Here is a 12,218-nt window from a genome sequence, read left to right as displayed (position 1 = left end):
GACCCGAAGCTGGCGACCGGCACCGCCCGCAAGCGGCAAAAATCGACTTAGAAAAACCGAAATCAATTTTCAAGGGGCTTTCAAAACTTTTTTTGATCGGATCTTCCTCGGGTAGTTTTGGTTGCGGCTCATAGAACTGCCAGCCTTGCATCCGCGTCGCCAATCAGGCGCGTCAGCCAGCGCGCAACTCTTTTTTGGCAGCGCACAATACGGCGTGGCGGCCACGTCAGCCGCGACTATGGCTGCTAACCTGCGTCCAACCCGGCTGGTCTCTGCCTCGGCTATGGCGCGCAAATCCCCTCTGCGGGGCCAAGCCTACGACGGGAGCCGCCAGTAGCGCCAGAGATGACCACTGTGCGCGGGATCGCCGATGACGCAAGAGGCATGAGGGCTCCACGGGGGACACATGGCGCCATACGGATGTGACTATTCCCCGGGCCTACCCTTGCGCCCACGCGGCCACTAGGACGCGCTGAGCTATCCCTTGTAAGGGCTCGGTGCGGCAAGGTGCAGTCCGGTATTCGATACCTCGCTGATGACAACGCTCTCGATGACAGCATCTACCGGAAGCATTTCGAGCACGCCAAGGCGGCAGCGCAGGAATGTCAGAGGCCGCCGGGAAGCTGGCCACACAAGGGCATCTAAGCCCTGGCGCGCTGAAGCAGCGCACGGGTGATATCTATGCGTATCGCTTCTCTCGCCTCCCCGAAGCCACCAAGATAACGCTGGCGAAGCAGATGAGTAGCGAGGACTTCAAGCGGTACGTTGTCGATAACCGAGCGTCCGGGATCAGGAAGAGCGCTCGCGCTGCCGTGATGCACGAACGAAGTGCGAGCCTATGACACTCCGCTCTTCGCACCGTCAATTCTTGAGCAATCTGCGGTTGAAGGGCGAAGTGACTTCTGCATAATCCCCGCCAGGGCGCCGGCAGGTCAGGGAGGCTGGGATGCGGATCGGTCGAGCCATCTTCGTTTCGATTGCCGTCTTGGTTGTCTGCTGGACTGAAATATCTGCGCAAGAAAATCAGGACAAAGGCGAGAACACCCCTGCCGTCCCACCTCAGTCGCGCGCGATGCTAGAGAACAGCGTATCGCCGACGATCAAGAGCATTGCGAGTTCGCACGGCGCGTCGCTGGGTACGGGCTACATCGGACACGCCGGCAATGGCGGCACTGGGGTAAAAGGGGGATTGGCTACATTGGCGCCAACGGGTTGGCAATTCGCAGACCAATTCCGCCCCCGCGGCGCTCGAAGAGAAATCAGATTCTCAACCGAGCGAGCCCCACAAATACCGGGCAAGACTAACCGCTCAACAAATCGCTCATCCATCGAGCTACTATCAACAGTACCTGGTCGCGCTGTCGGCCTACGACGAAGACCTCGTGCGAATTGCACAAGTGCGTTTTTCGAGGGATACGGAGCGTTTGGCGTGGCTGGAGAAGGCTCAACAGCAACCGATGCGAACAACATCAACAAGACCAAGCCACTCATCTATCCGGTCCGGTGATGCCAATGAAGCAAGCGATCAAGCTGAAGTCCTTGGCTTCGTGGATGGTGTCGCTCGCATCTCTAATCTGGACATCGGCCTCGTTTGCGGAAACGGTCGACGTGAAGTACCGCGGCGCGGTCGATCTTAAGCCTTTCGTCTGCACGGACAGCTCTCGCAGCAGCTTTATTCAGCGGGTCTGCTACGACAAGGCCCACAGCTATGCTTATCAATCTTCGCGGCACGTACTACCACTATTGCGAACTGCCGCCGGCCATGCTCGATGCATTCATCGCGGCTCCCTCGATGGGTCAATTTTATAACCTCAGCATCAAAGAGACTGGTTCAGATGGACCATTCGACTGCCGAACACACAGGGTCCCTCAATATTGAAACGAACGCGGCCCCGGCGTGGCCCAGCAAAAGAATGCCGAAAGCATTCTGGTGGATGTTTTTTATTGGCCTTTTCTTTTGCGCGCCGGCGTACGATTCCTATTTTCCCGACGGCACGTTCGACCATAGGCGCCACGCGCGGTTGGCTTCACATGAGAGGTGCAACGACAACGAAGAATGCGCGGATGTGGTAGATCGATGGCGCAATATAAAAACCGGTCAAGTGTTTACGCGGAACGAGAGAGACGTGCACATGTCGATAATCTTGTTTGCGTATGGTCTCGTTGGGTGCTTCGCATTTGGCTATTTTCGCCGCCATATGGCGTGCGCCGAATTGCGCGGTTTGCAGGCGGCAGCTTTGACGGCCCGAAGTTGCGCGGCACGGTGCTGCCGGGTGGTGCGGATGGATGCTTCTCCGGCGTGACGGAGTGCTCGATATAGAAATTCGGATTGTACTCGAGACTCACGACCAACAGATGATCTACATGCATTGGAAAGGACTCCGGCACGGACCGCGAGATGTCATTGATCGCCTAAATCGCGGCGAAACCGTCGATCCGTCCTCATACTATTTCCGCACCACCCCTACTTCGAGACCAGCGCAGAAGGCTGCGCGTGGCTCAATCGCATTTGCTCGATAGCAACCGGCTCGCGCGTCGGGGATCGCCGGGGTTTCGATGTCTATCAGGTCCTGTAGTCAACCGGTGGGACTTGATGTGATGGGCGGGCGTCTCGAGCGGCGATACTGGCCGCTGACGTCGCCGGCTACTGTCGCTTATGCGCTCCCAGGAAATGAAGGGTCCCGAGGTACGTATGACGGCCTAGTGTTGACAGTATCGACGTCAAGACCCGCTGCCGTGGCAAAGGACGTGACGATCTCGTCGAGTTCGTGGGGCGGGATCACGTCGCTGATCTGGGCAAAGCCGTTTGGCGCGCGCTCTTCCGCTAGCTGCATGGCCGCCTCGGGCCCGAGATTGCGGTTTCGCAAGATTATACCGTTCATGGGGGGCCTGCGTTCGGCGTCGTAGCGTGCCAAGGCCGCAACCGGATCGCGCGTTTCGCTCAAAGCCCGGGTGAGCGCGCGGGCATCGAGGATTGCCTGCGAACCGGCCTGTCCACCAATCGGCTGCATCGGATGGGCGGCATCGCCAAGCAGCGTGACCCGGCCGAACGACCATGCTTCGACCGGATCACGATCGACCAGCGGAAACTCGTAGATGTCGCATGATTGCTCGATCAGCGCGGGCAAGTCGAGCCAAGGGAATTTCCATGCGCCGAACGTAGCCAGCACCTCTTGCTTCGTAACGCGTCGATTCCAGTCCTCGCGCGGCGGCGCCCGATCCATTACCGTTTTTTGACAAATCCAGTTGACCAGTATCTTGCCGCTTGGCCGTCGGCTGATCGGATAGACGATGATGCGTTGGTGGAAATGTCCGGCAATCACGATGGTCTCACCATCAAGGAAGGGCTCGGCTTCCACCGCCGCCCGCCACAGCGTCTGCTGGGCAAAACGAGGCGCGCCTTCCACTGGATAAAGCTGATGCCGAACGGCGGAATGGATGCCGTCGGCGCCGACGAGAACGTCGGCCTCGTCGATCGGCCCCGATCCGGATTGACGATCGGTGAAGCGGACACGCACGCGAGCGTTAATCTGCTCAAACCCGGCGAGTTTCAGTCCAACCTGGACGTTCTTGTCGCCGATACGATCGCGGACGGCGCGTAGCAGCAGAGCCTGAAGTTCACCGCGATGGATCGAATATTGCGGCCAGTGGTATCCGGCCGCAAGACCCCGGCGCTCGTCATGGATGAGCTGGCCGAATTTGTTGCAGAGATTGAGCCGTCGCGTCGCGATGCCGGTCTTTGCAAGGGCATCAGCAAGTCCCAGCTCGGTCAGCTCGCGGACCGCAGTCGGTTGCAGATTGATGCCGACGCCGAGCGGCGCCGGATCGCGCACGGCCTCGTAAACACGAACAGCTATTCCAGCCTGATGCAGGCTGAGCGCGAGGCTCAGCCCGCCGATGCCGCCGCCGGCGACGATGACTTCGAGTTTCTTCATTTTGCAGCGACGCGAGGGTCGCGGACGTTGCTAAAGGTCTCGAGTTCGATGTTACGCAGGTCGCCGTTGGTCTTCTCGACCTTGCGGATATAGATGTCGTGCACGACTTCACCGGTGTTGCGGTCGATCGCCATCGGGCCGCGCGGGCTTTCCCAGGTCATGCCCCGCATTGCGGCGATCAGAGCTTTGCCGTCCGTCGAGCCGTACGTCTTGAGCAGTGCTTCGTAGATCGCATGCATCCCGTCATAGCCGGAAACCGCCATGAAGTTCGCGCCGTCCTTTGCGTCCTTGCGATAGGCGTCGGTAAATGCGGCGTTGACGGCAGATGGATGCGACGCGGAGTAAAAGTGCGCAGTGACGACACCGAGCATGGCATCGCCCATATTCGGCAAGGCCTCGTCATCGGTGAGGTCACCGGGGCCGATCAGCGCGATGCCGGCTTTGTCGAGACCGCGCTCCACGAACTGTTTGGCGAAAGTCGCGGCTTGCGTCGAAGGAACGAATACGAACAAGGCTTGCGGGGCCGCTTCCTTGACACGTTGCAGGAACGGCGCGAAGTCGGGACTCTTCAGAGGAACGCGGATCGCTTCCGCGATCTGGCCGCCGGCTGCCTTGTAGTTGTTGGAGAAGGTTTCCTCGGCCTCGAGACCGGGCGCGAACTCGGTGATCAGCGTCACAGCCTTGGCAAAGCCCTTTTTTATGGCCCAGTCGGCCAGGATCGCCGAGGACTGCGCGAGCGTGCAGCTGGTGCGGACGTAGAACGGTGACTTCTCGACCACCGCGGTCGTGCTCGAAAGCATGATCACGGTCGGCTTTTGTGCCTCCGTAATGAGGCCAGCGCTCGCGAACATATCGGCAGTTACGCCGCCGCCGATGATGTCGACCTTTTCATTTACGATCAGCTCTTGGATCAGGCGTTTGCCGGTTTCTCCTGAGGAGGCGCCGTCCTTGACAATCAATTCTATCTTCTTGCCGGCAACCGTGTCGCCATGCTGTTTCATGTAGAGGCGGGCGCCCGCCACCACTTGCTGACCCGCCGCGGCGAGCGGACCGGTCAGCGGCATGACCATGCCGACCTTGACGGTGTCTTGCGCGCTGGCGCTTCCAGCCAAAGCAGTTGAAAGAACGAGACTGGCAGCGCAGAAAAGGCTTTGCTTGGACATCTCTCCCTCCATCGGAACCGGCTCGGTTTCCGAGGACCGGAATAGCCTAAGCCGATCGCATATTGAATGCTGCCCCGAGGCCATGTAGTTTGGAAGCTCAATTTTCAGACATCCCTGTAGCCTAAAACCTAAGGGGGTCAAACATGGAATGGTCCGACCGAATCGGCCGGCGTATCAGGCTGCGCGATCTTCACATCGTGATGGCCGTGGCCGAGGCCGGCGGCATGGCGAGAGCGGCCCAGAAGCTTGCGATATCGCATCCGGTCGTCTCCAAGACGGTTTCCGATCTGGAACAGACGCTCAAGGTCAAGCTGTTCGATCGCACGACGCAGGGCGTCGAGCTAACCGAGTACGGACACGCGCTGCTCAATTGCGGCGTCAATGTATTCGAAGAGATGCGTCAGGGCCTGAAGCAGATCGAGTTCTTGATCGATCCGACGTCGGGCGAGCTTGCTATCGGGTGTCCGGAAATCATGAACGCCAGCATGATCCCCGCAATAGCGGAACGGCTGCTGCAACAGCACCCCCGAGTACAACTTCGCGTCGTTCACGCCGATATGGGACTTGCGCAATACGGCCCTCTGCGCGAACGCAAGGTCGAACTCCTGATCGGACGATTGCCAGAGCCCTTCACGGAAAACGACCTGATTTTCGAACGGCTGATCCAGGAGCCGTTCGTTGCGGTCGCGGGCGCAAACAGCCAATGGGTCCGACGGCGCCGCATTGGCCTTGCCGATTTGATGGAAGAGTCGTGGGTGCTGCCGCCGCATGACAGCGCGCCGGGATCGATCATCTCCGGAATCTTCGCGACCAGCGGACTGAGGTCGCCGCGGCCCGCAATTGCCACATTGTCCGTTCAGCTGACCACGACGCTGGTCGCAACCGGCAAGTTCGTCGGCATCTTGCCGAACTCGGTTGCCCAGTTTAGCTCCCGGCGCACGGGATTGAAAATCCTTCCGGTCAAAATCCCGGCCACGCAATATGCCATCGCCATTCTCACCTTGAAGAACCGCACGCCGGGTCCGCTGGCGCAGCAGTTTATCGAGCATGCGAGAGGCGTCGCGAGATCGGTGTCGGCTTGAACTTCTGCCCGACTGAGATCTGCTATGGGCCCGTCGCGACATATTGCGCTGCCATACCAACTAGCCCGCTATAAAGCCGAAGGTGCGCTCGATCAGTTCACCGCGTAGCGGCGGGGATAGTCCTGCTTGAGCGAGAGGTGGTCGTAGACCTCGGCCATGACCTGTAGCCTGCGCGCGGTGGCGTCCAGAGCTTCTGCGACCTTGGGGCTGCCGTTGTTGGCCTGCAGCCTCATCATCCAGCCAAGGACGGCGAGACTGTTCTTGGTACGGTGCGCCATTTCCTGCAGGAGCACCGCCTTGGTCTTGTCCGCCTGCATGACGCGGCGGAGTTCGGCGCGCTGGAATTCGGCGACCACCGCCGTCCCGGCCGCCGTGATCGCGAACAGAGCGTTCGTCGCGAGGAAATCGACCGCGAACGCGCAAGCATAGCTGAGATAGCTACCGACAGCGACGGCGATGATTGCGGCGAATATTCCGGAGCCGCGGTCGAACAGCAGGCCCGAGAGAAGCAGGAAGTATCCGGGCGCTCCGGTCTGCATCTGGAGAGCCATTTGCAGCACCGCGCACGCCATGATCGAGCGGCAGGCGGCGGTTCCCCGCCCCTCGCCGCCTTCGAATCCAGGTCGATCGGGCGAGGCATGAAGATGCCCAGGCCCGGCGCGGTCGTCGAGATCAAATGTGACGCGTGCGACGGAAAAGGAACGTCCTCCAGTGCAGAACATCGCCGCCGGTCGCAGGATCTATCCCGCTCCCTGCAGCAGGTGCGGTGGCAGGGGAGTCGGATTTCCGAGGCCTCCTCACCTACCGGCGCTCGCATGCCGGCGGCTCTGCGGCCGCGATCCGCCGACTGACGGTCAAAGGCTCAGGCGAGAGCCGAACTCCGGTTGTGCTGCTGGCTCGGTCAGGCGATCCCGTGCAGCGCCCTGCCCGTGGCCGGCGAGTGGTGCGTCAGATCGGACAGACGGCCTCGTTCGAGGAGGCCACCATGGCAGCCTTCGTTCGCGCCATCCCACGCATATTCATCAACGGCGTGACCACCAGCGGGTGGTCCACTGCACAGGAGAGGGTGACGTCTGCGCTGCCGTGGCCTGGCTGCCCTCGTCGCCCGGGAGATCGGGAACGCTCGATGGCGCCTTTTCGTCCAATTCATGAAGCTGATCGATCTGACGTCTGAGGCCATCCGGCAGTTCTCCGTCCTGGCCGAGGGACGCTTGCAGCCGTTCGCCGATCTCTCGGATGATTGCGCGGCTGTGCGTGCGGTCGATATCGATGCGGTCTCGCACGGCGAACCTCCTTGCGAAAACCCCCACGAACGAGTTCCCCAGCGCGCCGACCTGGCAGACCGAGCAGAGACCGCCGCGCAGAGACCGCCTTTGGCTATCAGCCGCAAGCGCTTGTGGAACAGCGGGCCCAAGAGGCCTTTGGCTATCCGCGGCATGCGCCGTACGAACGGCGGGCGACGATCTTCTCAAGACAACCCCGCTGCTGAACAAAAGTTCACATAAGTTAATCGCTGAACCCGACCTGGCATCGCAGCAATCGTGCGCCTATCGTTGGCAAGGACGAGGAGATTGGCGCGTCACTCGATCAGCTGGTCCGTGCGAACGAGAATTTCTTGGCTAACCGCGATACCGAGCGCTTTCGCGGTTTTCATATTGACTACCAATTCAAACTTGGTCGGCTGCTCGACCGGGAGTTCGGCCGGCTTGGAGCCCTTCAGTATCTTGTCTACAAAAACCGCGGCACGTTGGTACATTTCGTCTTCGGCGCCGAAATAAGCCGCGAGCCCACCATCGCGAGGGAACTGTCGCCAAGCGCAAACGGCTGGTATCCGGTAGCGGAGCGCCAGATCCGCGGCTCGTTTGGTCGGTAGGCTCGGCTGAACGATAATTGCGTCGGTCCGTCGACCCTCCATGATGGGGAAGGCGGCATCGAGTTCTTCGGCACCATGAATCATAATCGGGTCGATCACCGTGCCGGTGGCTTCGCCAACTAATTGGATCTGTTTCAGAAACGATTTCGAGAAGGCGTCGCTTGCATTAACTAACGCCGCGATTCGCTTCGCAGAAGGTATCATCTCGCGGATTAGGTCGAGAGTCTTGGCGGCCAGCTCAGCGTTCAGGCTGGAGTTGCCGGTGACATTTCCACCCGGCCGGTCGAGGCTCTCGACTAAACCAGTTCCAACCATGTCTCCACAGGCCGCGCAGATGATTGGAATTTCGCGCGTCGCCTGTTTGGCAGCAATTGCGGCCGGCGTGAACCAAGGCACGATCACTTTAACCTTGAGCCGCACCAAATGTGCTGCCAATTCGGGAAGACGGCTTATGTCTCCTTGGTCAGATCGGAATTCAAATTGAATGTTTTTTCCCTCGATGTAGCCAAGTTCGCGCAACGCCTGGGGAAACAACTGCCAGAAGCGCTCCCAACCGGGAGCGGCGTGCACCAAGACGCCAATGGTAGCCACGCTCGGTTGCTGCGCGCGTGCCGAAAGCGGCCATGTGGCGACAGCGCCAACAACAAGCGTGACAAACTCGCGACGTCTCACACTCAACTGAGTTCTCCCTTCCGGCCCATTCCCGCGTCCTCGAGAGGATAACACGTTGCCTTACGCTAGGTGACTGCTCCCTGCGGGATTTCGCCTGACTTATGACTGCTCCGGTTCACTTGCGTCGTTTTTTGCGATTTGCGAGGTAATTCCGGTCTACCCCCGAAAGCCGACCTGAGACCGCCAGGCGGGCCAGTCGCGTTTGGGCCATTTCCGGCATCGCAGTAAAAGGGATGCTATTCGATCACCTCGTCGGCGCGGGCAAGCACGGTCGGGGGAATGGTGATGCCGAGCGCTTTCGCAGTTTTCAGGTTGAAAACCATCAAGTATCTCGACGCTTGCTCGACCGGCAGGTCAGCTGGGGTGGTGCCTTTCAAAATCTTGTCAATATAGAACGCGGCACGTCGATACAGATCGTTCAAATCCGCGCCATAACTGACAAGACCACCAGCGTCCACGTTGGCCCGGTTTGCGAAGATCTCGGGCAAGCGATACTTCATCTGAAGATCGGCCAGGAGTGCGCCCTGCGCGGTGTAAAGTGGTGATGATAAGACGAGAACACCACTGACCCGTTCTCGCGACATGATCACGAATGCTTCTTGGATCTCGGTGACAGTTCCAGCCGGAGCCAAAACGAGTTCGACTCCGAGCTTTTCACTTATAGCCTCAACCGCCTTTAAGGCAGTTGGGTGAGAAGGCGTCGTGGGATTCCAGAGAACACCAATCCGAGCTGCGTCGGACAACGTTTCTCTCAAAATCTCTAGCTCTTTGACGGAGATCTCCGTGAGAAGCATCGACATGCCGGTTATATTCCCGCCAGGGCGCGAAAGGCTCGCCACATCTCCCAGGCCGACCGGATCGGCATGTTGTGCGAAAACAATGGGAATTGTACTTGTCGCACGTCGCGTGGGCTCCACCTGAGTTGATGCGGGCGCGAAGATAACATCGACGTTCATTCGAACGAGTTGGGTTGCGAGATCAAACGTTTGGTCAGCCCGCTCGGCCCATCGGAACTCAATCGCAATATTCTTACCCTCGACATAGCCGAGATCGCGCAGTCCGCTCCGTAGAGCTTCAACTTCGCTCGTCCAACTGGAGGCAGGGCCAAATCCCAGGTATCCGATCCGCCAAACCTTTATCGACTGCTGCGCACGCGCCGCGAGCGGCAAGAGAGCCGCCGCACTGCCAAAAAGCGTGACCGCATCGCGTCGCCTCATTGCCCTCGCTCAAGTCTTGGCAACACGCTGAACTAACCGATTACAGCAGAGAAATACGATCATTGAAATGGGTCTCAATGGCCAGTTTGCACAGCAGCACTGGCAAGCCCGACAGGTCGCTCCGGGTCATTTTCGACGGATTCGACCGGGGATGTCGGCACGTTGATGTCCCGCTTCTGCCCATAAGCGCCGCGCCAGCGGGGGAGCAGGAGCGTTGCCAGTTAGTGCGGCAGAGCGACGGTAGTCCTGGAGTACGCAATGTCGAAAGCAATTTCTGTCTTGGGCTCCGTTCTGTTCTTCGTCATTCCGCTGTTGGGCTTGCCTGCCCTGCGTGAGCCTGCTGACAGCCCGAAAATCCAGATTGCAACTGCGAGACAAGCCAATCGCCTCATTCGATCACCTCATCGGCAAGCGCCAGAAAGTTCGCCGGCAGCTCGATGCCGGTGGCGCTCGCGGTCTTCAGGTTGATGACGAGCTTATAGTATGTCGGCTGCTCGAACGGCAGATCAGCCGGCCGCGCGCCAGCCAAGATGCGTACGGTGAGGCCGGCAGCGCGCTCCATGCTTTCGTTCAGGTCGGGTCCATACGACATCAAGCCGCCGTCATGCACATTCGGGACATCGTATTCGTACAAAGCCGGAATATGGTGCGAGCCGGCGTAGTCGAATACGCGCTTGCGATTGAGGGTCGTAAGTGCGTCAGCGACCATGAAAATGGCGTCCGGCTGGTCTCGATCCATGGCCTCGAATACTCCGTCAAAATCGTTGGGCTCGCGCACACCGAGCGGCTGTACCGTGACCCCAAGCGACCGCGCAGCACTGGCTGATGCGTCATAGCGCATGGTCATGCCTAGATCGTCCTTGTTCCACAACATTGCTACCCGTCGCAACTTCGGCACCGCTTGCTTGATCAGTTCGAGACGTTTGCTGGCGAGAGCCGCCGCATCGTCAGAAATGCCGGTGATGTTGCCACCCGGGTGCGCAAGGCTGTCGATAAGGTGCGTCGCGACCGGATCACCGACTCCAAAGTAAACTACCGTTGGCACGTTTGCTACCTTGCAGGCGAGTGTGGTTGGAAAGCCGCCAACGACGAGCACATCGACGCCCTTAGCCTTAAAGTTATCGACAATCTCTCCAAGCTTGCCGAGCTTACCACCAGCGCCCCGTGTCTCGAACACAAGATTTTTGCCGAGTATGTAGCCGTGCTCCTCCAGTTTTTTCAGCAGGATTGCCCCATGTGGCGACTTCTCGTCCAACGGCGGACCCGGACGGAGCGTGCCGACACGATAGAACTTGGACGAGGTCTGGGCGATCCCAAGGCGGGGGCTGGCGGCCAACGCGCCGGCGAGAAAGGAAATGAAGTCGCGACGCAGCATGGCACCCTCTTGAAAACGGCACCTTTTTCTATGGGTGCAAACGTTACCGCTCCTCGTGCTGGGCGGAAGGAGTGAATATCAATTGTGCGTCACTGCAGAGTTGGTGGCAATGCCCACTCTGGGTCATTTTCGACGGAGTCGACGTTGGTTGTCGGTTGGTTGATCTCCGCATCTGCCCGCAAGCGCCGAACCGCGGTTAGGTCGGCAGCGTTCCATCCGACAGGTCTGTGATTGCAAATTCCCAAACTGGGCGCTCGGATCATGTGCCACGAATCGCCGATTTTGCATGGGTCGCCATCAAGCCGATACTGCCGAACGAGCCGCGCTGCGTTCTTCGAGCAAACGACCGTCGTCTCCACAATGGCTTGTTCTGGTCTAGCGATCCCGAGCACCCTGGCGTGACTCTGCCGCTCTAAAGTACATCACCTTACCTCGAGGCGTTCCTCGCAAAAGTTGTCGATCCGAACGACTCTTCAGAGGTGCTAAGCCAATAAGTAACACCCGTCGACCAGCCAACGACATTTAGCTTGTGGTCCACCTCCGAGCGTGCGAGCTCTAGGAGCTGAGAGCCCCGAAAACGTGTTGCGAATGACCGCTTCCGTGATTGAATAACCTATTCTAACTGCATGCGAACGCCCCGCGCGCCGTTGAGTAAGCGCTTGAGGTGAAAACCGGCGAGCGGATCATCGGCGTTGGTACTGACCAGCCCCGCAAAGGCTGGTAACGCCATCACGTCTCCTGCCTCGAGCTTCGCGAAAGCTGCGGAGTACTGCATCGTCGCTGCAGCCCTAAACGCAGCCGCTTGCAATGGCTCGAAAGCCCGGAGCGGCTCGCTCCGGCCGCGCAGGATCAGGTCACCGATCGGGCGGCCCCGAAATTCGTGAGTGGCTCCCGCAATGGT

10 protein-coding genes and 2 pseudogenes are annotated in these 12,218 nt (G+C 59.5%); 4 read left to right on the top strand and 8 right to left on the bottom strand.

From position 1 onward, the window contains the following. Positions 1-1,512: 1,512 nt before the first annotated feature. From JQ586_RS40965 to JQ586_RS41720, 3 genes and pseudogenes are all read left to right on the top strand, one after another. Positions 1,513-1,809, top strand: coding sequence for a hypothetical protein (locus tag JQ586_RS40965; protein WP_249148666.1), 297 nt, complete (start codon positions 1,513-1,515; stop codon positions 1,807-1,809). Next, the gene (locus JQ586_RS41725; protein WP_409411049.1) at positions 1,763-1,879 is read left to right on the top strand and encodes a hypothetical protein; all 117 of its coding nucleotides are present in this window, start codon (positions 1,763-1,765) and stop codon (positions 1,877-1,879) included. The genes JQ586_RS40965 and JQ586_RS41725 overlap by 47 nt, the downstream gene beginning before the upstream one ends. Before the next feature lie 177 nt (positions 1,880-2,056). Then, positions 2,057-2,520: pseudogene (locus tag JQ586_RS41720) on the top strand (DUF3237 family protein). Positions 2,521-2,654: 134 nt separating this feature from the next. On the opposite strand, the gene JQ586_RS39240 reads toward JQ586_RS41720, so the two are convergent. After that, complete coding sequence (locus JQ586_RS39240; protein ID WP_212399988.1) at positions 2,655-3,935, bottom strand: flavin-dependent oxidoreductase; 1,281 nt, start codon at positions 3,933-3,935, stop codon at positions 2,655-2,657. Beyond that, a complete protein-coding gene (locus JQ586_RS39235; protein ID WP_249148665.1) occupies positions 3,932-5,098 on the bottom strand; it encodes an ABC transporter substrate-binding protein in 1,167 nt (388 codons plus the stop codon). Before JQ586_RS39235 ends, JQ586_RS39240 begins: the two co-directional genes overlap by 4 nt. Before the next feature lie 143 nt (positions 5,099-5,241). Between JQ586_RS39235 and JQ586_RS39230 the strand changes: the two genes are divergently transcribed. Further along, positions 5,242-6,180, top strand: coding sequence for a LysR family transcriptional regulator (locus JQ586_RS39230; protein ID WP_212399986.1), 939 nt, complete (start codon positions 5,242-5,244; stop codon positions 6,178-6,180). A 92-nt stretch (positions 6,181-6,272) separates the two neighbouring features. Here JQ586_RS39230 and JQ586_RS39225 read toward each other — a convergent pair whose 3' ends face one another. The 6 genes and pseudogenes from JQ586_RS39225 to JQ586_RS39200 all read right to left on the bottom strand — a co-directional run. Further along, positions 6,273-6,731: a histidine kinase dimerization/phosphoacceptor domain -containing protein gene (locus JQ586_RS39225; protein ID WP_249148664.1), complete on the bottom strand. Its 459-nt coding sequence runs from the start codon at positions 6,729-6,731 to the stop codon at positions 6,273-6,275. A gap of 471 nt (positions 6,732-7,202) precedes the next feature. Further along, the gene (locus JQ586_RS39220; RefSeq protein ID WP_212399985.1) at positions 7,203-7,463 is read right to left on the bottom strand and encodes a hypothetical protein; all 261 of its coding nucleotides are present in this window, start codon (positions 7,461-7,463) and stop codon (positions 7,203-7,205) included. Between the two features lie 296 nt (positions 7,464-7,759). Beyond that, the gene (locus tag JQ586_RS39215) at positions 7,760-8,725 is read right to left on the bottom strand and encodes an ABC transporter substrate-binding protein (RefSeq protein WP_312017088.1); all 966 of its coding nucleotides are present in this window, start codon (positions 8,723-8,725) and stop codon (positions 7,760-7,762) included. Between the two features lie 236 nt (positions 8,726-8,961). Next, positions 8,962-9,942, bottom strand: coding sequence for an ABC transporter substrate-binding protein (locus JQ586_RS39210; protein WP_212399983.1), 981 nt, complete (start codon positions 9,940-9,942; stop codon positions 8,962-8,964). A gap of 388 nt (positions 9,943-10,330) precedes the next feature. Continuing rightward, positions 10,331-11,317 (bottom strand): ABC transporter substrate-binding protein, encoded by a 987-nt coding sequence (locus JQ586_RS39205; protein WP_212399982.1) that lies wholly within the window; start codon positions 11,315-11,317, stop codon positions 10,331-10,333. Positions 11,318-11,930: 613 nt separating this feature from the next. Next, positions 11,931-12,218, bottom strand: a pseudogene (locus JQ586_RS39200) (adenylate/guanylate cyclase domain-containing protein); the annotation flags it as partial.

The organism is Bradyrhizobium jicamae, assembly GCF_018130215.1.
GTDB classification, from domain to species: domain Bacteria; phylum Pseudomonadota; class Alphaproteobacteria; order Rhizobiales; family Xanthobacteraceae; genus Bradyrhizobium; species Bradyrhizobium jicamae_A.
The sequence above is the reverse complement of the archived record's forward strand: the minus strand, read 5'-3'. Positions and strand labels throughout refer to the sequence as shown.

Bases quoted from the DNA above. Each gene is read 5' to 3' on its own strand.
- JQ586_RS40965 (WP_249148666.1), top strand. From the start codon at position 1,513: ATGAAGCAAGCGATCAAGCTGAAGTCCTTGGCTTCGTGGATGGTGTCG.
- JQ586_RS41725 (WP_409411049.1), top strand. From the start codon at position 1,763: ATGCTCGATGCATTCATCGCGGCTCCCTCGATGGGTCAATTTTATAAC.
- JQ586_RS39240 (WP_212399988.1), bottom strand. From the start codon at position 3,935: ATGAAGAAACTCGAAGTCATCGTCGCCGGCGGCGGCATCGGCGGGCTG.
- JQ586_RS39235 (WP_249148665.1), bottom strand. From the start codon at position 5,098: ATGTCCAAGCAAAGCCTTTTCTGCGCTGCCAGTCTCGTTCTTTCAACT.
- JQ586_RS39230 (WP_212399986.1), top strand. From the start codon at position 5,242: ATGGAATGGTCCGACCGAATCGGCCGGCGTATCAGGCTGCGCGATCTT.
- JQ586_RS39225 (WP_249148664.1), bottom strand. From the start codon at position 6,731: ATGGCTCTCCAGATGCAGACCGGAGCGCCCGGATACTTCCTGCTTCTC.
- JQ586_RS39210 (WP_212399983.1), bottom strand. From the start codon at position 9,942: ATGAGGCGACGCGATGCGGTCACGCTTTTTGGCAGTGCGGCGGCTCTC.
- JQ586_RS39205 (WP_212399982.1), bottom strand. From the start codon at position 11,317: ATGCTGCGTCGCGACTTCATTTCCTTTCTCGCCGGCGCGTTGGCCGCC.